26 protein-coding genes and 1 pseudogene are annotated in these 25,936 nt (G+C 72.2%); 17 read left to right on the plus strand and 10 right to left on the minus strand.

Annotation, left to right across the window (positions count from 1 at the left end; genetic code table 11):
- Nucleotides 1-56: 56 nt before the first annotated feature.
- On the minus strand, nt 57-1,040 hold the full coding sequence (locus M5362_RS26700; RefSeq protein ID WP_260230312.1) for a DMT family transporter: 984 nt from the start codon (nt 1,038-1,040) through the stop codon (nt 57-59).
- Between M5362_RS26700 and M5362_RS26705 the strand changes: the two genes are divergently transcribed.
- The 4 genes from M5362_RS26705 (at nt 1,039) to M5362_RS26720 (ending at nt 4,912) form a co-directional block, all read left to right on the plus strand.
- On the plus strand, nt 1,039-2,475 hold the full coding sequence (locus M5362_RS26705) for a PLP-dependent aminotransferase family protein (protein WP_260230313.1): 1,437 nt from the start codon (nt 1,039-1,041) through the stop codon (nt 2,473-2,475). The genes M5362_RS26700 and M5362_RS26705 overlap by 2 nt on opposite strands.
- 87 nt (nt 2,476-2,562) lie before the next feature.
- Entirely contained in the window at nt 2,563-3,024 is a 462-nt protein-coding gene (locus M5362_RS26710; RefSeq protein WP_260230314.1) for a GNAT family N-acetyltransferase, read from the plus strand.
- Between the two features lie 82 nt (nt 3,025-3,106).
- The gene (locus M5362_RS26715) at nt 3,107-3,682 is read left to right on the plus strand and encodes a histidine phosphatase family protein (protein ID WP_260230318.1); all 576 of its coding nucleotides are present in this window, start codon (nt 3,107-3,109) and stop codon (nt 3,680-3,682) included.
- Nucleotides 3,683-3,739: 57 nt separating this feature from the next.
- Nucleotides 3,740-4,912 (plus strand): methyltransferase, encoded by a 1,173-nt coding sequence (locus tag M5362_RS26720; protein WP_260230320.1) that lies wholly within the window; start codon nt 3,740-3,742, stop codon nt 4,910-4,912.
- Here the strand turns inward: M5362_RS26720 and M5362_RS26725 are convergent.
- From M5362_RS26725 to M5362_RS26735, 3 genes are all read right to left on the minus strand, one after another.
- Nucleotides 4,884-5,633 carry a DUF2071 domain-containing protein gene (locus tag M5362_RS26725; protein WP_260230321.1) on the minus strand — a complete coding sequence of 250 codons (750 nt, stop codon included), beginning with the start codon at nt 5,631-5,633 and terminating at the stop codon, nt 4,884-4,886. The two genes, M5362_RS26720 and M5362_RS26725, sit on opposite strands and share 29 nt — an antisense overlap.
- Nucleotides 5,634-5,710: 77 nt before the next feature.
- Entirely contained in the window at nt 5,711-6,592 is an 882-nt protein-coding gene (locus M5362_RS26730) for a sigma factor-like helix-turn-helix DNA-binding protein (protein WP_260230322.1), read from the minus strand.
- 73 nt (nt 6,593-6,665) lie between these two features.
- Nucleotides 6,666-7,433 carry a YqjF family protein gene (locus tag M5362_RS26735; RefSeq protein WP_260230323.1) on the minus strand — a complete coding sequence of 256 codons (768 nt, stop codon included), beginning with the start codon at nt 7,431-7,433 and terminating at the stop codon, nt 6,666-6,668.
- 267 nt (nt 7,434-7,700) lie between these two features.
- Here M5362_RS26735 and rox point away from each other — a divergent pair, with 267 nt between their 5' ends.
- From rox to M5362_RS26765, 6 genes are all read left to right on the plus strand, one after another.
- A complete protein-coding gene (gene rox, locus M5362_RS26740) occupies nt 7,701-9,128 on the plus strand; it encodes a rifampin monooxygenase (protein ID WP_260230324.1) in 1,428 nt (475 codons plus the stop codon).
- A 133-nt stretch (nt 9,129-9,261) separates the two neighbouring features.
- Nucleotides 9,262-10,290: an N-acetyl-gamma-glutamyl-phosphate reductase gene (argC, locus tag M5362_RS26745; protein WP_260230325.1), complete on the plus strand. Its 1,029-nt coding sequence runs from the start codon at nt 9,262-9,264 to the stop codon at nt 10,288-10,290.
- Nucleotides 10,287-11,453 carry a bifunctional glutamate N-acetyltransferase/amino-acid acetyltransferase ArgJ gene (argJ, locus tag M5362_RS26750; protein ID WP_260230326.1) on the plus strand — a complete coding sequence of 389 codons (1,167 nt, stop codon included), beginning with the start codon at nt 10,287-10,289 and terminating at the stop codon, nt 11,451-11,453. Before argC ends, argJ begins: the two co-directional genes overlap by 4 nt.
- The gene (argB, locus tag M5362_RS26755) at nt 11,450-12,358 is read left to right on the plus strand and encodes an acetylglutamate kinase (protein WP_260230327.1); all 909 of its coding nucleotides are present in this window, start codon (nt 11,450-11,452) and stop codon (nt 12,356-12,358) included. The genes argJ and argB overlap by 4 nt, the downstream gene beginning before the upstream one ends.
- Nucleotides 12,355-13,554, plus strand: a complete 1,200-nt coding sequence (locus M5362_RS26760; protein WP_260230328.1) for an acetylornithine transaminase — start codon at nt 12,355-12,357, stop codon at nt 13,552-13,554. The genes argB and M5362_RS26760 overlap by 4 nt, the downstream gene beginning before the upstream one ends.
- A 7-nt stretch (nt 13,555-13,561) precedes the next feature.
- Nucleotides 13,562-14,098, plus strand: a complete 537-nt coding sequence (locus M5362_RS26765) for an arginine repressor (RefSeq protein ID WP_260230329.1) — start codon at nt 13,562-13,564, stop codon at nt 14,096-14,098.
- A gap of 85 nt (nt 14,099-14,183) precedes the next feature.
- Here the strand turns inward: M5362_RS26765 and M5362_RS26770 are convergent, their stop codons facing one another.
- Together M5362_RS26770 and M5362_RS26775 are read right to left on the minus strand one after the other, a co-directional pair.
- The gene (locus M5362_RS26770) at nt 14,184-14,774 is read right to left on the minus strand and encodes a pyridoxamine 5'-phosphate oxidase family protein (protein ID WP_260230330.1); all 591 of its coding nucleotides are present in this window, start codon (nt 14,772-14,774) and stop codon (nt 14,184-14,186) included.
- Between the two features lie 42 nt (nt 14,775-14,816).
- Nucleotides 14,817-16,163: a hypothetical protein gene (locus M5362_RS26775; protein ID WP_260230333.1), complete on the minus strand. Its 1,347-nt coding sequence runs from the start codon at nt 16,161-16,163 to the stop codon at nt 14,817-14,819.
- 118 nt (nt 16,164-16,281) lie between these two features.
- Between M5362_RS26775 and M5362_RS26780 the strand changes: the two genes are divergently transcribed.
- Nucleotides 16,282-17,475 carry an argininosuccinate synthase gene (locus tag M5362_RS26780; RefSeq protein ID WP_260230336.1) on the plus strand — a complete coding sequence of 398 codons (1,194 nt, stop codon included), beginning with the start codon at nt 16,282-16,284 and terminating at the stop codon, nt 17,473-17,475.
- 81 nt (nt 17,476-17,556) lie between these two features.
- Nucleotides 17,557-18,984 carry an argininosuccinate lyase gene (gene argH, locus M5362_RS26785; protein WP_260230337.1) on the plus strand — a complete coding sequence of 476 codons (1,428 nt, stop codon included), beginning with the start codon at nt 17,557-17,559 and terminating at the stop codon, nt 18,982-18,984.
- A gap of 11 nt (nt 18,985-18,995) precedes the next feature.
- Here the strand turns inward: argH and M5362_RS33225 are convergent.
- A pseudogene (locus M5362_RS33225) lies at nt 18,996-19,227 on the minus strand (hypothetical protein); the annotation flags it as partial.
- A 69-nt stretch (nt 19,228-19,296) separates the two neighbouring features.
- On the opposite strand from M5362_RS33225, the gene M5362_RS26790 reads away from it, so the two are divergent.
- Both M5362_RS26790 and M5362_RS26795 read left to right on the plus strand, forming a co-directional pair.
- Entirely contained in the window at nt 19,297-19,848 is a 552-nt protein-coding gene (locus M5362_RS26790) for a TetR/AcrR family transcriptional regulator (RefSeq protein ID WP_260230339.1), read from the plus strand.
- The gene (locus M5362_RS26795) at nt 19,845-21,389 is read left to right on the plus strand and encodes an MFS transporter (protein WP_260230340.1); all 1,545 of its coding nucleotides are present in this window, start codon (nt 19,845-19,847) and stop codon (nt 21,387-21,389) included. The genes M5362_RS26790 and M5362_RS26795 overlap by 4 nt, the downstream gene beginning before the upstream one ends.
- 125 nt (nt 21,390-21,514) lie before the next feature.
- Here M5362_RS26795 and M5362_RS26800 read toward each other — a convergent pair whose 3' ends face one another.
- Nucleotides 21,515-22,186: a 1-acyl-sn-glycerol-3-phosphate acyltransferase gene (locus M5362_RS26800; RefSeq protein WP_260230341.1), complete on the minus strand. Its 672-nt coding sequence runs from the start codon at nt 22,184-22,186 to the stop codon at nt 21,515-21,517.
- Nucleotides 22,187-22,413: 227 nt separating this feature from the next.
- Between M5362_RS26800 and M5362_RS26805 the strand changes: the two genes are divergently transcribed.
- The 3 genes from M5362_RS26805 (at nt 22,414) to M5362_RS26815 (ending at nt 24,694) form a co-directional block, all read left to right on the plus strand.
- Nucleotides 22,414-23,574, plus strand: a complete 1,161-nt coding sequence (locus M5362_RS26805) for a glycerophosphodiester phosphodiesterase (RefSeq protein WP_260230342.1) — start codon at nt 22,414-22,416, stop codon at nt 23,572-23,574.
- Nucleotides 23,575-23,660: 86 nt separating this feature from the next.
- On the plus strand, nt 23,661-24,194 hold the full coding sequence (locus M5362_RS26810) for a sigma-70 family RNA polymerase sigma factor (protein WP_260230343.1): 534 nt from the start codon (nt 23,661-23,663) through the stop codon (nt 24,192-24,194).
- A gap of 17 nt (nt 24,195-24,211) precedes the next feature.
- The gene (locus M5362_RS26815) at nt 24,212-24,694 is read left to right on the plus strand and encodes a GNAT family N-acetyltransferase (RefSeq protein ID WP_260230344.1); all 483 of its coding nucleotides are present in this window, start codon (nt 24,212-24,214) and stop codon (nt 24,692-24,694) included.
- Here the strand turns inward: M5362_RS26815 and M5362_RS26820 are convergent.
- Nucleotides 24,691-25,122 (minus strand): hypothetical protein, encoded by a 432-nt coding sequence (locus M5362_RS26820; protein WP_260230345.1) that lies wholly within the window; start codon nt 25,120-25,122, stop codon nt 24,691-24,693. The two genes, M5362_RS26815 and M5362_RS26820, sit on opposite strands and share 4 nt — an antisense overlap.
- Entirely contained in the window at nt 25,122-25,484 is a 363-nt protein-coding gene (locus tag M5362_RS26825) for a hypothetical protein (protein WP_260230346.1), read from the minus strand. Before M5362_RS26825 ends, M5362_RS26820 begins: the two co-directional genes overlap by 1 nt.
- Nucleotides 25,485-25,936 lie beyond the last annotated feature (452 nt).

A 25,936-nucleotide genomic window follows, 5' to 3' on the forward strand; every position in this document is an offset into this window, starting at 1 on the left:
CGTCACTCCGGGGCGCGCGCTCAGTCCCGACTCCAGGCGCGCGCGGTCCCGGGGCCTCAGCTCTTCGCGCGCTGGGTCACGGCGATGCAGACGAGCACGGCGGCGGCGGTCAGCGGCGCGGCGGGGGAGAGGGTCTCGTCGAGCAGCGTCACCGACCAGAAGAGGGTCAGCAGGGGCTGGGCGAGCTGGAGCTGGCTGGCCTTGGGGATGCCGATGGCCGCCATGCCCCGGTACCAGACGTACAGGCCGAAGAAGGTGGAGCCCGCGGCGACCCAGATCAGCCCGGCGATGCCGTGGGCGTTCAGGTGGACGGGTTCGAGACAGAGGGCGACGGCCGAGCCGACGGCCATGAGCGGCAGGCAGAGGATCAGGGCCCAGCCGACGACCTGCCAGCCAGGCATGGACTGCGCCAGCCGGCCGCCCTCGGTGTAGCCGGCCGCGCAGACCAGGAGCGCGCCGAAGAGGTACAGGTCGCCCGTGGACAGGGCGCCGCCGCTCTGCTGGAGCGTGAAGGCGAGGACGACCACGGCGCCCGAGACGGCCGCGATCCAGAACGTACGGGAGGGTCGCCGGCCGGTACGGATCGCGGCGAAGGCCGCCGTGGTGAGCGGCAGCAGGCCCACGACCACGGCCGCGTGCGAGGTCGTGGAGGTCTGCAGGGCGAGGGTCGTCAGGAGGGGGAAGCCCACCACGACACCACCGGCCACGACCGCGAGGCCGGCCCAGTGGCGCCGCTCGGGCAACGGGACCCTGCCCCGCGGCCTGCCCCGCCCGCTCGGGGCCGCCCCCGCCGTGAGCAGGAAGGCGCCCGCGATGAGAGCGGCGAGCGTCGAGCGCACGGCGACGAGGGACCAGGGGCCGAAGCTCTCCAGCCCCCAGGCGGTGGAGGGGAAGGTGAGCGAGAACGCGACCACGCCGAGACCGGCGAGGAGCGTGCCGCGGGCCTCCGGGGAAGCCGCCTGGCCGCCCTCGGCCCGAGGCTCCGTGGAGCCGTCGACCGCTATCGTGGTGGTGGGAGTAGCGCTATTCTGTGCTGTCATGCACGAGCGTAGCAGCGTGGGTGAACTGGCCAACTCTCTGAGGGCGGAGCTGAACCGCTACTCACCTGGAGAGAAGCTGCCGTCGAGCCGGGCCCTGGTCGAGCGGTACCACGTCTCCCCGGTGACGGTGACCCGAGCCCTCGCCCGGCTCGCCGCCGAGGGCCTCGTCGTCACGCGTCCGGGGGCCGGGGCGTACCGCGCCGAGCCGCGTGACCGGACACCCGTGGCGGGCGACACCTCCTGGCAGGAGGTCGCGCTGAGCGCCGACACGGCGACGGAGCTCGTGCCGCGCAGCGTCGACGCGTCCGGCGTCCTCGTGACCCTGTCGGCGCCGCCACCGGGAGTCGTCGAGTTCAACGGCGGCTATCTGCACCCCTCGCTCCAGCCCGAACGGGCCATGGCCGCCGCCCTGGCCCGCGCCGGCCGCCGCCCCGGCGCCTGGGGCCGACCGCCCACCGACGGCCTCACCGAGCTGCGCGAGTGGTTCGCCCGTGAGATCGGCGGCACGGTCACCGCCGCCGACGTCCTCATCACCGCCGGCGGGCAGCCCGCGCTCACGACGGCGCTGCGGGCCCTCGCCCCGCCCGGCACACCCGTCCTCGTCGAGTCGCCCACCTACCCGGGCATGCTCGCCGTCGCCCGCGCGTCGGGCCTGCGCCCCGTACCCGTACCGGTCGACGCCGACGGAGTACGGCCCGAACTCCTCGAAGCCGCGTTCCGGGCCACCGGCGCACGGGTCTTCGTCTGCCAGCCGCTCTACCAGAACCCGACCGGCGCCGTCCTCGGCGCCGACCGGCGGCGCGAGGTGGTCCGGATCGCGCGGGCCGCCGGCGCCTTCGTCGTCGAGGACGACTTCGCCCGCAGGCTCGTCCACGAGGACGCCGGGCCGCTCCCCGCCCCCATGGCCGCGGAGGACCCGGACGGCGTCGCCGTCCATGTCTGCTCCCTGACCAAGCCGACCTCGCCCAGCCTGCGCGTCGGCGCCCTCGCCGCCCGCGGCCCCGTCCTGGAGCGGCTGCGCGCCATCCAGGTCGTCGACAGCTTCTTCGTCCCGCGCCCCCTCCAGGAGGCCGCCCTGGAGCTCGTCGGCTCACCCGCCTGGAGCCGCCATCTGCGCGCCGTCTCCCAGGAGCTGAAGAACCGCCGCGACGCCATGACCGCCGCCCTCGCCCTCCACCTCCCGGAGCTGGCCCTGCCCCACATCCCGTCCGGCGGCTACCAGCTCTGGCTCCGGCTGCCCGACGCCCTTCCGGAGGCGGCGCTCCTCACGGGGGCGCTGAGGGCCGGCGTCGCCGTCGCCCCCGGCCGCCCCTACTTCAGCGCCGAACCGTCCGCAGGACACATCCGCCTCAGCTTCGCGGGTGTGGCCGGGGCCACCGAGATCGCCGAGGGGATACGCCGTCTGCGGTCGGCCGTCGACGAACTCACGGCCTGACGGGAGCGCCGGGCGGGAGCGGCCTGGACGAGGGGGCCCGGTTTAACCACCTGACAGGCGGCAGGGCGGCCTGCGAGCCTGCGGTGCATGAGTGAGACGACCACCGACACCGACGCCCGACCGCTCCTCACGCACGGCGCGTACGAGATCTCCACCGACCCGGCCCGCATCGACCGGGCCCGCGTCCACCACTGGCTCTCGACCGACGCCTACTGGGCGCTCGGCCGCCCCCGGGAGCAGCAGGACCGCGCCATCGACGGCTCCCTCAACTTCGCCGCGTACCACCGCGAGACGGGGGAGATCGCCGCGTACGCCCGGATCGTCACCGACCGCGCCACCTTCGCCTATCTCTGCGACGTCTACGTCGACCGGCCGGCCCGCGGCACCGGCCTCGGTACGGCGCTGGTGACCGCCGTACGGGACCGACTGGCGCCGTACGGCCTGCGCCGCATCCTTCTCGCCACGGACGACGCGCACGGTGTGTACGAGAAAGTCGGTTTCGAGGCCCTGCGGAACCCGGAGAAGTGGATGGCTCTCGGGGCGCACTGACAACGACCGGCCCACGGCCGTGGCGGAAGCCCGCGCATATGCCCTCTTGACCTGCCAGGCGTCCGGCCTCACGATCGCGGCCATGGGTCTTCGGGTCACGCTCGTCGCAGCGGCGCGCAGCTCCTCCCTGCTCGCCGAGCGGTTCGACGACGACCGGCCGCTCGACGAGGCCGGCTGGTACGAGGTGCAGCTCGCCGCGCACACACTGGTCCCGCTCGGCGCGGCCGAGCTGCGCTACTGCTCCCCGACGCCCCGCAGCCGGGCGACGGGCACCGCGCTCGGCTACGCTCCGCTCGCGCAGCCCGCCCTGCGCGACTGCGACATGGGCCGCTGGCGCGGACTGACCCTCGGCGAGGTCGCCGCCCTCGAACCCGCCGCCGTCGACGCCTGGCTCACCGACCCGCGGATCGCCCCGCACGGCGGCGAGACCCTCCTCGCCTTCATCTCGCGGATAGGGGGCTGGCTCGACACCCGCCCCGCCGACGACGGATCCATCGTCGCCGTCGCCGAACCCGCCGTCGTCCGGGCCGCCCTGGTGTACGCGCTGAAGGCCCCGCCCAGCACGTTCTGGAACGTGGACGTCCGCCCGCTCTCCACGGTCACCCTCACCGGCCGCCCGGGCCTCTGGCACCTCCACCTCCAGGCAGCGGTCGGCTGACGCCCCCGGGGGCGGACGGACGGGGCACATGCGGCGACCGGCTAGCCTGAGAGCACGATGAATCGTTTGACCACGTCATGGGGCGAGTTCCCACTCACCCGCTTCCCCGAGGACCCGCGCGACCCCCTCCGTGCCTGGGACGCGTCCGACGAGTACCTGCTGCGACACCTGGCCGAGACGGACACCGACCTGTCCGGCTCGGTCGCCGTCGTCGGCGACCGCTGGGGCGCCTTCTCCACGGCGCTCGCCGCCCGCCGCCCCGGCGCTCTCGCGCAGATCTCCGACTCCTACCTCGGCCGCCGGGCGACCACGGAGAACCTGGCCCGCTCCGGGGCCGCCCCGGACGCCGTCCGGCTGCTCACCACCCAGGACGCGCCGCCCGAGCGGATCGACGTCCTGCTCGTCCGCGTCCCCAAGAGCCTCGCGCTCCTGGAGGACCAGCTGCACCGCCTCGCGCCCGCCCTGCACGAAGGCACCGTGGTCGTCGGGACCGGCATGGTCAAGGAGATCCACACCTCCACGCTCAAGCTCTTCGAGACGATCCTCGGCCCCACCCGCACCTCGCTCGCGGTGAAGAAGGCCCGGCTGATCCTCTGCACCCCGGACCCCGCGCTCGACCGGGCGTCCAACCCCTGGCCGTACCGGTACGAACTCCCCGCCGACGCCGGGACCGTCGCCGGACGGACCGTCGTCAACCAGGCCGGTGTCTTCTGCGCCGACCGCCTCGACATCGGCACCCGCTTCTTCCTGAAGCACCTGCCCACGGGGATCGGCCCCGCCCGCGTCGTGGACCTGGGCTGCGGCAACGGCGTCGTCGGCCTGGCCGTCGCGCTCGCCGAGCCCGAGGCCGAACTCGTCTTCACCGACGAGTCGTACCCGGCCGTCTCCTCGGCCGAGGAGAACTTCCGTACCCACGCCGCCGACGGCCGCACCGCCGAGTTCGTGGTCGGGGACGGGACCGCGGGACTGCCCACCGGATCGGTGGACCTCGTCCTGAACAACCCGCCCTTCCACAGCCACCAGGCGACCACCGACCGCACCGCGCGCCGCATGTTCACGGACGCCCGCCGCGCCCTGAAGCCGGGCGGCGAACTGTGGGTGGTGGGCAACCGCCACCTCGGCTACCACGTCACGCTGCGCCGGATCTTCGGCTCCTGCGAACTGGTCGCGAGCGACCCGAAGTTCGTCGTCCTGCGCGCAGTCAAGCGGACTGGCGGTCCGGCCCGCTGACCCGACCGGGCAGCGGCAGCCACCGCACCGGTACCTGACGCATCACCAGGACCGAGTCCAGCTCCGCGCTGCCCGACGGGAAGCGGTCGGTGTCCTCGAAGAAGCTGGACCGGGCGGACAGGACCCGGCCCGGCTCGATGTGCCAGGCGTCCGTACGCAGCTCCATACCGTCGAGGCGCGAGCCGGTCCGCGTCGCGGACCAGCCCTTGGCGCCACCGCGGAAGAACGCCGACGCCTCGTCGAGACCGGCGAACAGCCCGCTGCCCTCCAGCTCGGCGGTGATCTCCGCCGTGACGTCCACACGCGTCCCGCCGTCGCGGGTCGCGAAGGCCACCCGTACGGTGTCCGGGCTCTCGCTCACCTCGAAGTCCGCGTGCCCGTGCTCGCCGGGGAAGACCCGGCCGCCCGCCCAGCGGTTGACCAACGAGGCGGTGTCCCGGCGCGGGATGTACACGCCGGTCTCGACGCCGTCGGGACCGTCCCACTCCACCGCGATCCGGTGCGCCGCGTTCTCACTGCGCAGGCCCACCGCGGCGGGCGCCCAGGCGGGCCGGACGGAGCCGAGCCGCAGCAGACAGATGCCCGCGACGGCGTGACCGCGGACGACCTGGGGGCGCAGGCCCTCGGGCAGGAGGCGGGCGGCGACCTCCGGCTCGACCCGGTAGTTGACCAGGAGCCGCCGCTCGATGACGCTCGCCAGGGTGAGGAAGGGGACGTCCATGGGGCGAGCGTAGCCCCGTGGCCTCGGGCCGGAACCACGAGGTCGCGGTACTCCTCGCGCGGCGCGCGCCCGCGCCGTCACCGGTCCGGGAAAGCCAGGTGCAGGTCTCGCACCCGCTCCGGCCCCGTCGTGATGTCGAGCGTGACGATCCGGTCGTGGCGGAACGTGAGGGCCACCGCCGAGACGGCCTGTCCCCCGGCGAAGGCCACGAGCCCGAGCGCCCCGTCGACCAGCGCGGGCCGCGCCACCGCCCCCGTCCGCGCGAACGCGGTCACGCCCTCCGCCACAGCGGGCGCCCCGTGGAGCGGCCCGTGCTCGGAGTACGCCACGACGTCCGGGGCGAGGACGACGGCCAGTCCGCGGGCGTCCCCCGCGCGGGCCGCGGCGAGAAACCGTTCCACGACCGCGCGCTGACGGACCGGGCCCCCGCCCGCGTCCGCCGTACCGCCGCCGTCACCCCGTACGCGCCGTCGGGCGCGGCGGGCGAGCCGTGCAGCCTCGGCCGTCGTACGGCCGGTGAGGCGGGCCACCTCGGGCAGCGGCAGGGCGAACAGATCGTGCAGCACGTAGGCGAGCCGCTCGTCCGGAGCGAGGGACTCCAGAACGGCGAACAACGCGAGCCCCGCGCCGTCCGCGAGCCCCGCCCCGTCCAGGGTCCCCGCCCCCTCCCCGAGCCCCGCCCCCTCCACGAGCGCCGACTCCACGAGCGCCGACTCCACGCCCGCCGGCTCCACGCCCGCCGGGGCCGCACCGCCCCCGCGTGCCCGCAGCCGCTCCACGCACGCCCGTGCCACCGCCGCCGTCAGCCAGGCATCGATTCCCCCGAGCCCGACCGCCCTGACCTCGCTCAACACCTCCTCGGCCTCGTGCCACGAGCCCAGCATCCGGCGGGCGACGGCCCGCAGCCGTTCGTGGTGGAGGTCGAACTGCCGGGCCACCATCGCGTCCCCGTCGTCCATCGGCGCATCACTCCTCTTCGTCCGCCCACGAAGCCATGACGCGTCCGCCGAGAGCGGTGTGACAGCGACAGCGCTAGAGCGGTCGGCGCGGGCGCGGCACGGTGGGTGCCGCGCGGGACGGAAGGCCGAGCCGTACCGGGACGCCGGGCGAGTACAGGACGCTCACCGGGGCCTCGCGAGGGCCCGGGAGGCCCGCCGAGGCAAGGAGGTTCTCCTCGCACGCCACCAGCTCCGCGCGGTACAGCGGCCATCGCGGATGGTCGTTGGGCAGGTAGGCCGCGCCGCCGAAGAAAGCGTTGTGCATGCCCCAGCGCGCGGTGAGGAAGTGTTCCAGCTCGGTGGGCTCCTCGATCCGCTCGCGCCGCGCCACCGTGATGCGGCTGCGCGCCCCGCGCGGGCCCGGCCAGCGGCGGGAGCTGGCGTAGTCGACCGTGTCGCCGTCGGCGCGGACGCTCATCCGGGACCACAGATACGGAAGCCGGAAGCCGGCGCGGCCCATGACGACCGGGATCAGCCGGGACGCGTCCATGGACCGGAACACGACACCGCGCCGCCCGTGCGCGTCGACCGAGTAGAGGCGCACGTTCGTCTCGGGGAAGGAGCCGAGGTACGGCACTCCGGGCATCCGGAGCCAGCCGACGCGATGCATCCGGAAGGCCACCAGCCCGACGTAAGTGACGCCGTCGTGGGTGTCGGGGACGGTCCCGCGCGGCAGGAGCGGGGCCACGAGGTCCGGGTCGACGGCCCAGTGGATGAAGGAGAGGTCGAGCCACTCCTGGGTGAGGAGCGGGTCCCGTATGCGGACGGGCGCGTCGGGCGTCACGGACGAGGGCGGCTGCACAGCCTCAAGAATGACAGAGCCGCCGCGGATTCCGTCCCGCTCTGCCGTACGAGGCCCCCGGGCGGTCGGCGCCCCCGGAAAACAGAAAAGGCAAGGAGGTCACCGACTCCTTGCCACTCTCAAGGTATAGCGCACAGGGGGCCTTGCGGCAAGGCCCCCCTCGTGGAGCAGAATTACCGACCGAAGTCAGAACCTGCGCAAATGCGTATTTCACAACTTTTGTGCGGCTGGCCGGAATGATGACCTTGGTAAGTGGGGCGGTTTTTCATGGTGGACGTGATCATCGCCGGCGGTGGACCGACCGGTCTGATGCTGGCTTCCGAGCTGCGGCTGCACGGTGTGCGGGTGGTCGTGCTCGAAAGGGAGGCGGAGCCGACCGCGTACGTCCGCGCCCTCGGGCTCCATGTGCGCAGCATCGAGGTGATGGACCAGCGCGGGCTGCTGGAGCGGTTCCTCGCGCACGGCAAGCAGTACCCGGTCGGCGGCTTCTTCGCCGCCATCACCAAGCCCGCGCCCGACGGGCTGGACACCGCGCACGGCTATGTCCTCGGTATCCCGCAGACCGTCACCGACCGTCTGCTGGCCGAGCGCGCCGCCGAGCTCGGTGCCGAGATCCGCCGTGGTTGCGAGGTCGTCGGGCTGAGCCAGGACGAGGAGGGGGTGACCGTCGAGCTCGCGGACGGCACGCGGCTGCGCTCGGCCTACCTCGTCGGCTGCGACGGCGGGCGCAGTACCGTGCGCAAGCTGCTCGGCGTCGGTTTCCCCGGCGAGCCGAGCCGGGTCGAGACCCTGCTGGGCGAGATGGAGGTGACGGCGTCGCCCGAGACGCTGGCCGCCGTGATGGGCGAAGTCCGCAAGACCCAGAAGCGGTTCGGCCTCGGGCCCGTCGGGGACGGGGTGTACCGCGTCGTGGTGCCCGCAGCGGGGGTGATCGGGGACCGCTCGGTCACGCCGACGCTGGACGACTTCAAGGAGCAGCTGCGAGCGGTCGCCGGCACCGACTTCGGCGTGCACGCGCCCCGCTGGCTGTCCCGGTTCGGCGACGCCACCCGGCAGGCCGAGCGCTACCGGACCGGCCGGGTGCTGTTGGCCGGCGACGCGGCGCACATCCATCCGCCGACCGGCGGGCAGGGGCTCAACCTCGGCATCCAGGACGCGTTCAACCTCGGCTGGAAGCTGGCCGCCGAGGTCGGCGGCTGGGCGCCGGAGGGGCTGCTCGACAGTTACCACTCCGAACGGCACCCGGTGGCCGCCGACGTGCTGGACAACACCCGCGCGCAGATGGAACTGCTCTCCACGGAGCCGGGCCCGCAGGCGGTGCGCCGGCTGCTGGAACAGCTGATGGACTTCGACGAGGTGAACCGCTACCTGATCGAGAAGATCACCGCGATGGGGGTCCGCTACGACTTCGGCGAGGGTCATGAACTGCTCGGCCGGCGGATGCGGGACGTCACGCTGAAGCGCGGCCGCCTCTACGAGCTGACGCACGGCGGCCGGGGCCTGCTGCTCGACCAGACCGGCCGGCTCTCGGTGGACGGATGGGCGGACCGGGTCGACCACGTCGTCGACGTCGGAGAGGAGCTCGACGTGCCCGCGGTGCTGCTGCGGCCTGACGGCCATGTGGCGTGGGTAGGTGAAGATCAGGAGGAACTGTTCGCCAAGCTGCCCGAGTGGTTCGGCGCTCCCGCCGGCTGACCACCCGGCCGCTCCCGCCGGCTGAGCATCCGGCCGCTCGGGCGGCTCGGACCCGCCCGAGCCGCCCGGATCCCGTGCTTTGCATAAAACTGCGGCGACACGTATAGTCATGCCATCCATGAGGAGGGTTCTGATGACGGTACGAGCAGCAGTGGCAGGCGCGAGCGGGTACGCGGGCGGAGAGCTCCTGCGTCTCCTGCTCACCCACCCCCACGTCGAGATCGGCACCCTGACCGGCCACTCCAACGCCGGTCAGCGGCTCGGCGGCCTTCAGCCGCATCTGCTTCCGCTCGCCGACCGCGTCCTCGCGCCGACCACCGCCGAGGCGCTGGCCGGACACGACGTCGTCTTCCTCGCGCTCCCGCACGGGCAGTCCGCCGCCGTCGCGGAACAGCTGGGCCCGGACGTCCTCGTCGTCGACATGGGGGCCGACTTCCGCCTCACGGACTCCGCCGACTGGGAGACCTTCTACGGCTCCCCGCACGCCGGCACCTGGCCCTACGGCCTCCCGGAACTGCCGGGCGCCCGCGCCGCGCTGGAGGGGTCCAAGCGCATCGCCGTGCCCGGTTGCTACCCCACCGCCGTCTCCCTCGCGCTCTTCCCCGCGTACGGCAACGGCCTCGCCGAACCCGAAGCGGTGATCGTCGCCGCCACCGGAACCTCCGGTGCGGGCAAGGCCCTCAAGCCCCATCTGCTCGGCAGCGAGGTCATGGGCTCCATGTCCCCGTACGGCGTCGGCGGCGGCCACCGCCACACCCCCGAGATGATCCAGAACCTCAGCGCCGTGGCGGGGGAGCGGGTGGCGGTCTCCTTCACGCCGACCCTCGCCCCCATGTCCCGCGGCATCCTCGCCACCTGCTCCGTCAAGGCGAAGCCCGGGGTCACGGCGGAGGCCGTGCGGGCCGCGTACGAGAAGGCCTTCGCCGACGAGCCGTTCGTCCACCTGCTCCCCGAGGGGCAGTGGCCCGCCACGGCGTCCGTATACGGTTCAAACGCCGTGCAGGTCCAGGTCGTCCACGACCCGGCGACGAACCGGATCATCGCGATCAGCGCCATCGACAACCTGGCCAAGGGCACGGCGGGCGGCGCGGTGCAGAGCATGAACATCGCCCTCGGGCTCCCTGAGGACACCGGACTTTCCACGATTGGAGTCGCTCCATGAGCGTCACCGCAGCGAAGGGATTCACGGCAGCGGGCATCGCCGCCGGGATCAAGGAGAACGGCAACCCGGACCTGGCCCTCGTGGTCAACGACGGGCCCCGCCGCGCCGCCGCGGGCGTCTTCACCTCCAACCGCGTCAAGGCCGCGCCCGTGCTGTGGTCCCAGCAGGTGCTGACCACCGGCGAACTGGCCGCCGTCGTCCTCAACTCCGGCGGCGCCAACGCCTGCACAGGCCCGCAGGGCTTCCAGGACACCCACGCGACGGCCGAGAAGGTCGCCGAGGTGCTCACGGCCAACGGCCGGTCCGTCGGGGCCGGCGAGGTCGCCGTCGCCTCCACCGGCCTCATCGGCCTCCTGCTGCCCATGGACAAGGTCCTGGCCGGCGTCGGGAAGGCGGCGGACGAGCTCTCGGAGTACGGCGGCGAGAAGGCCGCCATCGCCATCAAGACCACCGACACCGTCCACAAGACCTCCGTGGTGTCGAAGGACGGCTGGACCGTCGGCGGCATGGCCAAGGGCGCGGGCATGCTCGCCCCCGGCCTCGCCACGATGCTCGTCGTCCTCACCACCGACGCCGACGTGGAGAGCAAGGACCTCGACAGCGCGCTGCGTCAGTCCACCAAGGTCACCTTCGACCGGGTCGACTCCGACGGCTGCATGTCCACCAACGACACCGTCCTCCTCCTCGCCTCCGGCGCCTCCGGCATCACCCCCGCGCAGGAGGAGTTCGCCGAGGCCGTGACGGCCGTCTGCGACGATCTCGCCCGCCAGCTGATCGGCGACGCCGAGGGCGCCAGCAAGGACATCCGTATCGAGGTGGTCAACGCCGCGACCGAGGACGACGCCGTCGAGGTGGGCCGCTCCATCGCCCGCAACAACCTCCTCAAGTGCGCCATCCACGGCGAGGACCCGAACTGGGGCCGGGTGCTCTCCGCCATCGGCACCACCCGGGCCGCCTTCGAGCCGGACCGGCTGAACGTCGCCATCAACGGCGTCTGGGTCTGCAGGAACGGCTCGGTCGGCGAGGACCGCGACCTCGTCGACATGCGCTACCGCGAGGTCACCATCACCGCCGACCTCGCCGCCGGCTCCGAGACCGCCGTCATCTGGGCCAACGACCTCACCGCCGACTACGTCCACGAGAACAGCGCCTACTCGTCATGACCGAGACCCGTAAGCACACCGCGCTTCCCAAGGCCGAGATCCTCATCGAGGCCCTGCCGTGGCTGACCCGCCACAACGGCAAGACGGTCGTCATCAAGTTCGGCGGCAACGCCATGATCGACGACGAACTCAAGGCGGCCTTCGCCCAGGACGTCGTCTTCCTGCGCCACGCCGGTCTCAAGCCGGTCGTCGTACACGGCGGCGGCCCGCAGATCAGCGCCGCCCTGGACCGCCACGGCATCATCAGCGAGTTCAAGGCAGGCCTGCGCGTCACCACCGAGGACGCCATGGACGTCGTACGGATGGTCCTGGCCGGCCAGGTCCAGCGGGAGCTCGTCGGGCTGCTCAACCAGCACGGCCCGTTCGCCGTCGGCATGACCGGCGAGGACGCGCACACCATCAGCGCCACCAAGCACCAGCCGGTCATCGCGGGCGAACAGGTCGACATCGGCCGGGTCGGCGAGATCACCGCCATCGACACCGGCGCCATCGAGGCGCTCCTGGAGGACGGCCGGATCCCGGTCATCTCCTCCATCGCCCGCTCCGAGGACGACGGACATGTCTACAACGTCAATGCTGATACGGCGGCTGCGGCTCTCGCTGCGGCGCTTGGCGCCGAGACCCTGATGGTCCTGACCGACGTCGAGGGCCTCTACGAGGACTGGCCCCACAGCGACGAGGTCATCAGCCGGCTCACCGCGAGCCAGCTGGAGAAGCTGCTGCCCGAGCTCTCCAGCGGGATGGTCCCCAAGATGGAGGGCTGTCTGCACGCCGTACGGAACGGGGTCACCACGGCCCGTGTGATCGACGGCCGCGTCCAGCACTCGATCCTGCTGGAGATCTTCACCGACTCGGGCATCGGCACGATGGTCGTGCCCGACGAGACGACGGGGAACGGGAAATGAGCAACGAGGAACTGACCCGGCGGTGGCAGGGCTCGCTGATGGACAACTACGGCACGCCCCGGCTGCCGCTCGTCCACGGTGAGGGCGTCAAGGTCTGGGACGCGGACGGCACGGAGTACCTGGACTTCGTCGGCGGCATCGCCGTCAACGCGCTCGGTCACGGCCATCCGGCGGTCGTCGAGGCCGTGTCGCGGCAGATCGCCTCCCTCGGCCATGTCTCCAACCTCTTCGTCGCCGAGCCGCCCGTCGCGCTCGCCGAGCGCCTGCTCCAGCTCTTCGGCCGGCCGGGCCGGGTCTTCTTCTGCAACTCGGGCGCCGAGGCCAACGAGGGCGCCTTCAAGATCGGCCGGCTGACCGGCCGGACCCACATGGTCGCCACCCAGGGCGGATTCCACGGCCGGACCATGGGCTCGCTCGCCCTCACCGGACAGCCCGGCAAGCAGACGCCGTTCCTGCCGCTGCCCGGCGACGTCACCCACGTCCCGTACGGAGACGCGGAGGCGCTGCGCGCCGCGGTCACCGAGGACACCGCGCTGGTGATCATCGAGCCGATCCAGGGCGAGAACGGCGTCGTCGTGCCGCCCGTCGGTTACCTCCAGGCCGCCCGTGAGATCACCCGCGCCACCGGCACCCTGCTGGTCCTCGACGAGGTCCAGACGGGCATCGGCCGGACCGGCCAGTGGTTCGAGTACCAGGGCCACGACGGTGTGCAGCCCGACATCGTGACCCTCGCCAAGGGTCTCGGCGGCGGTCTGCCGCTCGGCGCGACCGTCGCCTTCGGCGAGGCGGCCGAGCTCTTCGCGCCCGGTCACCACGGCACGACCTTCGGCGGGAACCCGGTCGCCTGCGCCGCCGGCCTCGCCGTCGTCGACACCCTCGCGGCCCACGGAACCCTCGACGAGGTCAAGCGGCTGGGCGAGAAGCTGCGGAGCGGAATCGAGGGTCTGCACCACCCGCTGGTCTCCCATGTCCGTGGTGCGGGCCTCCTGCTGGGTATCGTGCTCACCGAGTCCCTCGCACCCCGGGTGCAGCAGGCGGCTCAGGACGCCGGTCTCCTGGTGAACGCGCCCGCCCCCGATGTCGTACGGCTCATGCCGGCACTGATCATCACAGACGCGGAGGTGGACGCGTTCCTGGCAGCGCTGCCCGGTGTCCTCGACGAAGCGGTGAACGGGGAAGGACGAACCGAGGAATGAGACGACGATGACCGACGCGCAGGAAACCGAGCACGGAGGGCCGTCCGTTCCGCAGACCCGCACCGCACGCCACCGCAGGATCGTCGACATCCTCAACCGGCAGCCGGTGCGCTCGCAGAGCCAGCTCGCGAAGCTCCTCGCGGACGACGGGCTGAGCGTCACCCAGGCGACGCTCTCCCGCGACCTCGACGAGCTCGGAGCGGTGAAGATCCGCAACACGGGCGGCGAGCTGATCTACGCGGTCCCCAGCGAGGGCGGCTTCCGTACCCCGCAGGCGCCGCTCGGCGAGTCCGCCAAGGAGGAGCGTATGCGGCGCCTCTCCGGGGAACTGCTGATCTCCGCCGAGGCCTCCGCCAACCTGGTGGTCCTGAGGACCCCGCCGGGCGCGGCCCAGTTCCTCGCGTCGGCCATCGACCAGGCCGAACTCCACGCGATCCTCGGCACGATCGCGGGAGACGACACACTGCTGCTGATCTCCCGCGACCCGGCGGGCGGCCAGGCACTCGCCGACCATCTGCTGCGGCTCGCGCAGAACGACCGCTAGGCCATTTCGACGACAGGGCCTAGGCGGTCCCCGGGCAACGACCGATCGCCGCCGGCACGTTCTTCGTGCCGGCGGCGACCGGCGTTCAGCGACTCGGCAGCGGCGGCAGCGGGAGCGGCAGCCCCGGCAGCCCGTCGAGGCTCGTCGCGATGTGTTCCTTCTTCCCGAAGTACGCGCTCAGCGAGGCGTCGTCCTCCCGCGCGAAGCGCTTTCCGTGCAGATCGCGGTCCTCGTCGTACGTCATGAACGGCACCCCGTACCCGCAGGAGTCCCGGATCAGGTCGGCCGTCACGACGACGATCGCACGCAGCCCGTGCTGGGTGACGTCGATGCCCGGGAAATGCGCCATGAGCCCGTCCCACCGCGGATCGTCCCGGAACACGGGCTCGCCGCGCCCGTGCACCCGGACGATGTTCGGGGGCCCCTGGAAGGCACACCACATGAGGGTGATGCGGCCGTTCTCGCGCAGATGCGCCACGGTCTCGGCGGTGGATCCGGCGAAGTCGAGGTAGGCGAGGGTCAGTTCGTCGACGACGGCGAAGGACCCGGTCAGCCCCTTGGGGGAGAGGTTGACGGTCCCCTCGGCGTCGAGCGGGGCGGTGGCGGTGAAGAAGAGAGGCTGGGCCTCGATGAAGGCGCGGAGTCGTCCGTCGATGCGTTCATATGTCTTTCCCATGTCCTCATTCTCGTGCAGGGGGTTGAGCCGGCCAGGCGTGGTTCAGCGCACGGGCGGCGGCGTCGGCCCGAGGGCCCGGCGGGCGTGCGTGCGGAGCTTCGGGTCGGGGTCCTCGGCCAGTCGGCGGGCCGCCGCCAGGTACGCGGGGCCGCCGCACGCCCCGAGGAGGCGCAGGGCGCCCGCGCGCACCGGGCGCGGCCGGTCGGGGGCGGCGCGGTGACTCAACTCGCCGACGGGCACGCGGTCCGCCCAGGGCAGCAGTGCGGTCACGGTCTCGCGCACGACGCGCGGCGACGCGTCGTCGAGCAGGGGGAGCAGCCGGGGGAGGTCCACGGCGTCCATGACGCGCAGCCCCGCCACGGCGCCGGCGCGGACGCCGGGAGCGGGGTGACGGACCAGGTCCCACAGCAGGGGGAGGGCGGCCGACCGCTCGCCGCATTCGGCGAGGCCGAGCGGCGCGTGGTCCGGGACGCTCCCGCCCGTGCAGCGGGCGCGGTAGATCGGCACCGGGTCCGTACCCGCCTGGCGCAGGACCCAGCGCGCGCACGCCCGCACCATGCCCGACCGGTCCCAGAGGAACGGCTCGGCCTCGCCGTGGCGGCCTGCCCGGTGCAGCGCCGTGACGCCTGCCGACCGCACCCTGCCCTGGCGGGAACCGAGCAGAGGCAGCAGGACGGCGTCGGTCGTCGCGGAACCGGCGGTGGAGAGTGCGCCCTCGGCGCATATGTCCTGGATGACGACATCGCCCTCCGTGGCGGCGAGCGCGGCCAGACGCTCCGGAGAGAAGTGTCCGCGTCCGACGGCGATCCGGTGGGCGAGCCGCCGCGTCGCCCGGTCCTCGCTGGTCAGAACGGCGCCGAACACGGAGGCGTCGCACGCGCGCAGGGTCTCCTCCAGGGCCTCGCGCGCCGCGCCGCCGCGCCACCGGGCGGCGATCCGGAGGATCACGGCGGCGAGAACGGCCATCGCCTCCGGGCCGACACCGGGCAGCATCCCGCGCAGCACCTCCCGCGCCCGGTCCCGTACGGGCGGTGCCCAGTCCGCGCATCGGATCGCGACCAGGGGCAGCAGGGACGGGATGTCCCGTGCCCGGCCGAGGGCCGCCTCGCGCACACGGCCGTCGGGGTCGCAGAGGGCGAGGGCCAGTGCGGATCCATCGGGCGGGGTGCGGGAGGGGTTGAAGGTCGGAAGCGGGCTGTTCCAGTCCCAGCGCAGGCGCCGGCCGCTGAGCCAGGCGTGGCTGGGGGCCCGGCAGCGGCCCCAGCGGATCTCCTCCCGTACGCCCTGATCGAACGTGATCCACGCCGTCGGGGAGCCCACGTCCAGTACCTCCGTGAGCGGCGCTCCGTCGGCCAGCCGCCGCGCCACCTCCTCCATCCGATCGCTCATGGGGCGCAGCCTAGGGAGGGCGGCACCCCTCCGACCAGCCGTTTTCGACTGCATTGACAAAACATACGGAGGACTGCATAGTTATACCTACCCGTGCTTGCAAGGTAAGGAGAAACCCGTGACCGAGCGTGTCGTACTCGCCTACTCCGGCGGCCTGGACACCTCCGTCGCCATCGGCTGGATCGCCGAGGAGACCGGTGCCGAGGTCATCGCCGTCGCCGTGGACGTCGGCCAGGGCGGCGAGGACCTGGACGTCATCCGCAAGCGCGCGCTCGCCTGCGGCGCCGTCGAGGCCGAGGTCGCCGACGCCAAGGACGAGTTCGCCGACGAGTACTGCCTCCCCGCGATCAAGGCCAACGCCCTCTACATGGACCGCTACCCGCTGGTCTCCGCCCTCTCCCGACCCGCCATCGTCAAGCACCTCGTCGCCGCCGCCAGGAAGCACGACGCCGGCATCGTCGCCCACGGCTGCACCGGCAAGGGCAACGACCAGGTCCGCTTCGAGGCCGGGATCCAGGCCCTCGGCCCCGACCTGAAGTGCATCGCCCCGGTCCGGGACTACGCCATGACCCGCGACAAGGCCATCGCCTTCGCGGAGAAGGCGGAGCTGCCGATCGCGACCTCCAAGAAGTCCCCGTACTCCATCGACCAGAACGTCTTCGGCCGCGCCGTCGAGACCGGGTTCCTGGAGGACATCTGGAACGCGCCGATCGAGGACATCTACGAGTACACCTCGAACCCGGCCGCCCCGCGCGAGGCCGACGAGGTCGTCATCTCCTTCAAGGAGGGCGTCCCCGTCGCCCTCGACGGCAGGCCCGTCACCGTCCTCCAGGCGATCCAGCAGCTCAACGAGCGCGCCGGCGCCCAGGGAATCGGCCGGATCGACATGGTCGAGGACCGGCTCGTCGGCATCAAGTCCCGTGAGGTCTACGAGGCTCCCGGCGCGATCGCCCTGATCACCGCCCACCAGGAGCTGGAGAACGTCACCGTCGAGCGCGAGCTGGCCCGCTACAAGCGGCAGGTCGAGCAGCGCTGGGGCGAGCTGGTCTTCGACGGCCTCTGGTTCTCCCCGCTCAAGCGCGCGCTCGACGGCTTCATCCAGGAAGCCAACCAGCACGTCACCGGTGACATCCGGATGACCCTGCACGGCGGCCGCGCCGTCGTCACCGGCCGCAGGTCCGAGGAGTCGCTGTACGACTTCAACCTCGCGACCTACGACTCGGGCGACACGTTCGACCAGTCCAAGGCGCAGGGCTTCATCGACATCTTCGCCCTCTCCGCGAAGATCGCCGCACGGCGTGACCTCGCGTAACCACGACTCGTTCCACAGCCGCCTCCCCACCGCAGGGACCGGGGAGGCGGCCTGTTATCCACCTCCTGAGGAGCAGTAGCTGTGAGCAGCAACAACGGTGACGTCCGGCTCTGGGGCGGCCGTTTCGCCGACGGGCCGGCCGAGGCCCTCGCGAAGCTGTCCGCGTCGGTCCACTTCGACTGGCGGCTGGCGCCGTACGACATCGCCGGTTCCCGTGCCCACGCGCGCGTGCTCCACAAGGCGGGGCTGCTCACCGAGGACGAGCTGACGCGCATGCTGGCCGGCCTCGACCAGCTGGAAGCGGACGTCGCCGACGGCTCCTTCGTCGGCACCATCGCCGACGAGGACGTCCACACCGCCCTGGAGCGGGGTCTCCTGGAGCGCCTCGGCCCCGATCTCGGCGGCAAGCTGCGCGCCGGCCGGTCCCGTAACGACCAGGTCGCCACCCTCTTCCGGATGTACCTGCGCGACCACGCCCGGATCATCGGCGGCCTCGTCGCCGAGCTCCAGGACGCGCTGGTCGGCCTGGCGGAGGCCCACCCGGACGTCGCCATGCCGGGCCGGACCCACCTCCAGCACGCCCAGCCCGTGCTCTTCGCCCACCACGTCCTCGCCCACGTCCAGTCGCTCTCCCGGGACGCCGAGCGGCTGCGGCAGTGGGACACCCGGACCGCGGTCTCCCCGTACGGTTCCGGCGCCCTGGCCGGCTCCTCGCTCGGGCTCGACCCGGAGGCGGTCGCCAAGGACCTCGGCTTCGAGCGGGGCTCGGCGGGCAACTCCATCGACGGCACGGCCTCACGCGACTTCGTCGCCGAGTTCGCCTTCATCACCGCGATGATCGGGATCAACCTCTCCCGTATCGCGGAGGAGATCATCATCTGGAACACGAAGGAGTTCTCCTTCGTGACCCTGCACGACGCCTTCTCCACCGGCTCGTCGATCATGCCGCAGAAGAAGAACCCGGACATCGCGGAGCTGGCCCGGGGCAAGTCGGGCCGCCTCATCGGCAACCTCAGCGGTCTGATGGCCACCCTCAAGGCCCTCCCGCTCGCCTACAACCGCGACCTTCAGGAGGACAAGGAGCCGGTCTTCGACTCCTGCGACCAGCTGGAGGTCCTGCTGCCCGCCTTCACCGGCATGATGGCCACGCTCACGGTCAACCGGGAGCGCATGGAGGAGCTGGCCCCGGCCGGCTTCTCGCTCGCCACCGACATCGCCGAGTGGCTGGTCAAGCAGGGCGTGCCGTTCCGGGTGGCGCACGAGGTGGCCGGCGAGTGCGTGAAGGTCGCCGAGGCGGAGGGCAAGGAGCTCGACGAGCTCACCGACGACCAGTTCGTCAAGATCTCCGAGCACCTGACCCCCGAGGTCCGCACGGTCCTCAACGTGCCGGGCGCGCTGGCCTCCCGTGACGGCCGGGGCGGCACGGCCCCGTCGGCGGTCGCCGCCCAGCTGGTCGAGGTCAAGGCGGACCTGGTGATCCAGCACGCCTGGGCCACCGCCAAGAAGTAACCCTCAGCACGTCACCGCGCCGCCGCCCACTCCGCGAGCGCGTCGAAATCCGGCCGGGTCAGCCCGATCCGCTCATCGACGCGCAGCAACAGGGCGGCGGCGAGGTGGTTCTGCTCCACGCCAGGATGTACTGCGTCTTCCAGAAGGTCCCGCGAGGGGCCTTTCCGTGTATCTGGGGCCGGTCGATGAACGGCAGCTCCGGCAACCCGAGCTGTGACCGGTCCACCCGTTGGCCTCGCCCTTTCCCGCCCTCGATGAGGCATCGATTTATCGTATGAGACAACAACGTCTCATACGGTGTATGGTCGTCTCATGTCAGTCGACCGCACCCAGGTGCTCCGCTCCGCTGCCGCCCTGCTCTCCCGGAAATCGACCGCCACCATGGACGAGGTCGCCCGGGCCGCGGGCATCGGCCGCGCCACCCTGCACCGGCACTTCGCCGGGCGGGACGCGCTGGTCAGGGCGCTGGAGGCGATGGGCCTGGTGGAGTTCGAGGCCGCGTGCGACGCCGCGCGTCTCGACGAAGGTCCGGCCGACGAGGCACTGCGGCGGCTCGTCGCCGAGACGCAGCCCAACGCGCAGCTGCTGGCCTTCCTCGTCACCGAGAACCAGCTCTTCGAGGGCGACGACGTCGACGAGGGCTGGGCCCGGCTCGACGCCAGGGTCAGCACCCTCTTCCGGCGCGGCCAGGAGGAAGGCACCTTCCGGATCGACCTGAGCCCCGCGTGGCTCACCGAGGCCCTCTACGGCCTCGTCTCGGCCTGCGCCTGGTCCGTGATGGACGGCCGGGTCGCCCCCAACGACTTTCAGTACATGATCACCGAGCTGCTGCTCGGTGGCGCACGACGGAGCGTGGAGAAATGAGCAGCACCCTGCGGACGAGCCCGACTTCGGGGACGGAGGTGAAGAGCCCCGGCCGCTGGCTCGCGCTCTCGGTTCTCGTCCTGGCCGTCCTGCTGGTCGCCGTGGACGCCACCGTACTCGGGCTCGCGGCGCCGGCGCTCAGCGAGGACCTCAAGCCGTCCGGTACGCAGCTGCTGTGGATCGGCGACATCTACTCCTTCGTCATCGCCGGACTCCTGGTCTCCATGGGCTCCCTCGGCGACCGGATCGGCCGCAAAAAGCTGCTCCTGATCGGTGCGACCGCCTTCGGCGCGGTCTCGGTGCTCAACGCGTACGCCACGAGCCCCGAGATGATGATCGTCGCCCGCGCCCTCCTCGGTGTCGCCGGTGCGACGCTGATGCCGTCGACCCTGGCCCTGATCCGGAACATCTTCCACGACCCCAAGGAGCGCAGCCTCGCCATCGGCATCTGGGGCGCGACCGCCTCGGCCGGCGCGGCCGTCGGTCCGGTCGTCGGCGGCGCGCTGCTCCAGCACTTCTGGTGGGGCTCGGTCTTCCTGATCAACCTGCCCGTGATGGCCGCCCTGGTCCTCGTCGGCGTCAAGCTGCTGCCCGAGTCCAAGAACCCGGTCGCCGGCCCCTGGGACCTGGTCAGCGTCGGTCTCTCGCTCGTCGGTGTCATCGGCGTCGTCTACGCGATCAAGGAAGTCGCCTCGCACGGCCTGACGTGGGAGGTCGGGGCGGCCGCCGTCATCGGCGCCGCGGCCCTGTACGCCTTCGTCCGACGTCAGCACAGGCTGGCCTCGCCCCTGCTCGACATGCGGCTGTTCCAGCACCGCGGCTTCTCGGGCGCGGTCCTGGCCGACCTGCTCACCGTCTTCGGACTGTCCGGACTGGTCTTCTTCCTCTCCCAGTTCCTGCAACTGGTCCAGGGGCGTGACCCGCTGGAGGCCGGCCTGGCCGAACTGCCCGCCGCCATCGGTGCGGTGGCCACGGGTCTGCTGGCGGGCCGGTACGCCCGGCGGTTCTCGGTACGCGGTGTGGTGGCCGGCGGTCTCGGCGCGATCGGACTCGCGCTCGCCGCCATCACCCTGGTCCACAAGGAGACGGGCTACCCGCTGCTCGGCGCGGCCCTGCTCGTCGTCGGCCTCGGCGCCGGGTTCTCGTTCACCGTCACCGCCGACGTGATCCTCTCCAGCGTGCCCAAGGAGCAGGCGGGTTCGGCCTCCGCCGTCTCCGAGACCGCGTACGAACTGGGCGCGGCGCTCGGCATCGCGCTCCTCGGCTCGATCGTCACCGGCGTCTACCAGGGCTTCACGGCCCCGGCGGGCGTCCCGGCGGACGTGGCCGCGGCGGCCCACGAGTCGCTCGGCGGCGCGGTCGAGGCCTCCGCGGGTCTCGCCCCCGAGACGGCGACCGGCCTGGTCTCCACCGCGCAGGCGGCCTTCGTCGACGGCCTGAACATCGCCGCGGGCGTCGGCGCGGCGGTCCTCCTCGCCACGGCGGTCGCGGCCTGGTTCCTCCTGAAGGGCCAGAAGCTGGAGGAGGGCGCCGAGCACTGACGCCCAGGCGTCACGAACGCCCTCGCACACGGCACTGACGCCCGGGCGTCACGAACGCCCTCGCACACGAGTGGGCCCCGTACGGCAACTGCCGTACGGGGCCCAGCGCATTCACGTCGTGGCGGCTACGCGGCCTTCGCCTTCGTGGCGTACATGTCCACGTACTCCTGGCCGGAGAGCCGCATCACCTCGGACATCACCGAGTCCGTCACCGCCCGCAGCACGTAGCGGTCCCGGTCCATCCCCTCGTACCGCGAGAACTCCATCGGCTCGCCGAAGCGCACCGTCACCCGGCCCGGCCGGGGCAGCCCCGCCCCGCCCGGCTGGATCTTGTCGGTGCCGATCATCGCGAACGGAACCACCGGCGCGCCGGTCATCAGCGTCAGCCGCGCGATGCCGGTACGGCCGCGGTAGAGCCGGCCGTCGGGGGAGCGGGTGCCCTCGGGGTAGATGGAGAAGATCTTGCCCTCCTCCAGGACGCGTCGGCCCGTCATCAGCGCCGCGACACCGCCCCGGCCGCCGTCGCGGTCCACCGGGATCATGCCGACGCTGGTGAAGAACCAGGCCATCAGCCGGCCCTTGAAGCCCTTGCCCGTGACGTACTCGTCCTTGCCGATGAAGAAGACCGGACGGTCCGTGCAGATGGGCATGATCATCGAGTCGATGAACGTGAGGTGGTTGCCCGCCAGGATCACCGGACCCGTCCCGGGGATGTTCTCGACGCCCTCCACACGGGGGCGGAACATCAGACGCAGCATCGGTCCGAGCACTGCCTTGATGAGTGCGAGACGGGACAACGGTTCCTCCGGTGTCGGGGCGAGGGGCGGGGTCGAAACGGGCGCCGTGCAGGTGAGGACGATACTCGCGGGTCGTGGTCGTCCGCACATCGGGTTCATCGAGTGGATACGCAGTGTTGACGTGTGTTTCCGCCATGTTCGGCCAGGATCTGCCGCAGGTAAGGGGCGACTGCCTACGGTCGGAGCAACGTTTGACAGGTGCGGGACATCACATCGAAGGAGCCTTCATGACACAGGGTGAGTACCGGAGCCCGGCCCGGCGCACGGTCATCGGGGCGGCGGGCGCGGCCGTCCTCGGCGCCTCCGCGGCTCTCTCCCCGGGCACCGCGCAGGCCGCGGAGAGCCGGGGCGAGGGGCACGGGCACGGTTACCGAGCCCTCCCCGTCCCCACCGTCATCGCCCACCGCGGCGCCAGCGGCTACCGCCCCGAACACACCCTCGGCTCCTACCAGCTCGCCCTCGACCTCGGCGCGCACGTGATCGAGCAGGACCTCGTCCCCACCAAGGACGGGCATCTGGTCTGCCGCCACGAGAACGACATCACCGGCACGACCGACGTCGCCGACCACCCCGAGTTCGCCTCGCGCAGGACCACCAAGTCCGTCGACGGCGTCTCGTACACCGGCTGGTTCACCGAGGACTTCACGCTCGCCGAGCTCAAGACCCTCCGTGCCAAGGAGCGCATCCCGGGCACCCGACAGGAGAACACCCTCTACGACGGCCGCTGGCAGATCCCGACCTTCGAGGAGGTGCTGCGCTGGGCCGAACGGGAGGGCCGGCGGCGCGGCCGCGAGGTCTGGCTGCACGTCGAGACCAAGCACCCCACCTACTTCCGCTCCCTCGGCCTCGGCCTGGAGGAGCGCCTCGCCACGCTGCTGCGCCGGTACGGTCGCCACCGCACCGACTCCCCGGTCTTCCTGCAGTCCTTCGAGCCGAGCAGCATCCAGCGCCTGGCCAGGCTGGTGAACTCCCCGCGCGTCGTGCTGCTCTCCGCCGCGAGCAGCCGTCCCTGGGACTTCGTCCAGGCGGGCGACCCGCGCACCGTCACCGACCTGGTCACGCCCGAGGGCCTGCGCTGGATCGCCTCGTACGCGCAGGGCATCGGCCCCACCCTCGACCTGGTCATCCCGCGCGACGCGAGCGGCCGGCTCGGCACCCCGACCACGCTGGTGCGCGACGCCCACGCGAAGGGCCTGATCCTCCACCCGTACACCCAGCGCAACGAGAACAGCTTCCTGCCCGCCGAGTTCCGCCGCGGCACGGACCCGAACGCCTACGGAGACGTCTTCGGCGCCCTGAAGGCCTACCTCGCCACGGGCATCGACGGCATCTTCTCCGACAACCCGGACACGGCGCTCCTCGCGGCGGCGGACTTCACGAAGAGCTGAGCCGCGCCACCCGGTCGGAACGCCCGACCGGGTGGTTTACGCCCCTTCCCGCAACCGCCCCGCCCCGGACCCGCATCGTGCCGGGCATGACCCACCTCCTGCGCACCCTCGCACCCCTCCTCGCCGCGGAATCGAAGGCCGAGGCCCCGGCCGCCGGCGTCGAGGCCGGGGACCTCGAACAAGCAGTGTGGCTGCGGCTCCTGGAGCGCCTCGAAAGGGACGACGCGCCCACCCGCCCCGCCGACTGGCTGCGCCGGGCCGTCCGCGCGGAAGCCCGCCGCGCCCGCCGCGCCACCCTCCGGGAGCGCCCCTACCGCGGTGAGGAGGCCACCGAGCCGCAGGACTCCCCCGAGAGCTCCGCCCTGACCTCCGAACGCCGACGGGTCGTCCGCGCCGCCGTCCGCCGCACCCCCGGCCACTGCCCGCGCCTGCTCACCGCGATGCTCGACCCGGCCGACCCCACCTACCGGGAAATCGCAGGGGAGTTGGGTATCTCACAGGGCAGTCTGGGGCCGATGCGTTCCCGTTGCCTGGGATGCCTGCGCAGAATGCTGGCTGCAGAGGTTCCCGCGGCGACCCCGAGGGGAAGGGTGCGGGAGACCGACCGATGGACCGGGTGAGCGGGAGGCATGCGCACATGGGCATGAGCGTGACCATCTCAGTGGCGGACGCGCAGGACGCGGAGCACATACTCAAGCTGCAGTACCTCTGTTACCAGAGCGAGGCCGAGCTCTACGGCGACTACTCGATCGAGCCGCTCACCCAGACCCTGGACGCCCTGCGGACCGAACTCGCGCAGGGACACGGGCTCGTGGCGCGCCTCGGCGACGAGGTCGTCGCCTCCGTACGCGGGCGGGTCGACGAGGCCGGCACCGTACGGATCGCCAAGCTCATCGTCCACCCGCGGATGCGGCGCCACGGCCTCGGCGGCCGGCTGCTCGACGCCATCGAGGGCCACTTCGCCGGCGACCCGACCCCCACCGCCAAGCGCTTCCAGCTCTTCACGGGCCACCGCAGCGAGGGCAACCTGCGGCTGTACCGCAGCAAGGGGTACGAACAGGTCGCCGTGCGCGAGATCGGCCCCCGGCTCACCCTGGTGACCCTGGAGAAGGCGGCTTAGGAGGCGCTCGCGACGGTCGCCCGGGAACGCCGCAGCCACCAGATCCCGGTGACCGGCAGCAGCACCGGGATGAAGATGTAGCCGTAGCCGTAGTCCGACCAGACCGTGGCGTCGGGGAACGCGGAAGGGTCGGCCAGCGTCCAGGTCCCCACGGTCAGCACGCCCACCAGCTCGGCGGCGCAGCACACCAGCGCCGCCCTGCGGGCCGCCTCCCCGCCCCTGACCAGCGTGTACGTGATGAAGGCGTACACCACGGCCGCCACGGCCGACAGGGCGTAGGCGAGCGGCGCCCGGTCGAACTCGGTCGCGATCTGGTAGATCGAGCGCGAGACCGCGCCGACCGACATCACGCCGTACAGCCAGACCAGCAGCATGCCGGGCCCCTTGACCAGGCGCGTGCCCGCGCCGGTCTCCTGCGTCGCGGTCATCAGCCCACCGTCCAGATGTCGAAGAGACGTACCTCGAGGACCGCAAGGACGACCCCGCTCGCCGCCACCGTCGCCGAGCCCCAGCGGCTCCGCTCCGTGAGCGACATGAAGCCGGCCGCCGGTACCGCGCACAGCGAGCCCAGGAGGTACGCGACGAAGATCGTCGCCCCCTCCTCGGCCTTCTCGCCGCTCGACAGCCGCACGATGCCGACGACCAGCTGCACCAGGGCGAGGAAGGTCACCACGGCCATGCCGATGAAGTGCCAGTCCTTGGTCGGCTGGTCGCGGGAGAAGGCGAAGCCGCACCAGGCGGCGAGGGCGAGCGCGGCCACCGAGACCGCGACCGTCAGGGCGTCAAGCATGGGCCCGAGGGTATTACGGGCCGAATGGCCCGATGCGCTCGCCCCCCACCCGCCCCGTAGGGTCGAGACCCGTGAAGGGGAGGCTCCCGCGGGTCTCGCCGCCGGCCGGGCCGCAGTCCTGCGGACGCGCGGGCGACCGTGGCCTTGACCACAACCCACGACCGATCCGAGCCCGAAGCCGCTGCCGTCGTGAGCGTCCTGTGGGAGGTATCCGCGCAGGCCACCGACGGGGGAGCGGGGATCACCGCCGGAGCGTGACGGTCGGCCGGGGTGTCCGCATGGTGTCTCAACGACGTCCGCTATTCGGACACCCCCGATTCGGCAGGACAGGTGCGTGCTTTACTTGCAGACATGACCACGACGAGCAGCCGCACCCTTGCGACCGAGGCGATCACGACGCCCGGTGCTCGTTGTATGTGTCGAATGTGCGCCTTCTGAGGGCCCCCGCCTGA

Origin of the sequence: Streptomyces sp. Je 1-79 (assembly GCF_025195125.1) — a bacterium.
In the GTDB taxonomy this organism is placed as follows: domain Bacteria; phylum Actinomycetota; class Actinomycetes; order Streptomycetales; family Streptomycetaceae; genus Streptomyces.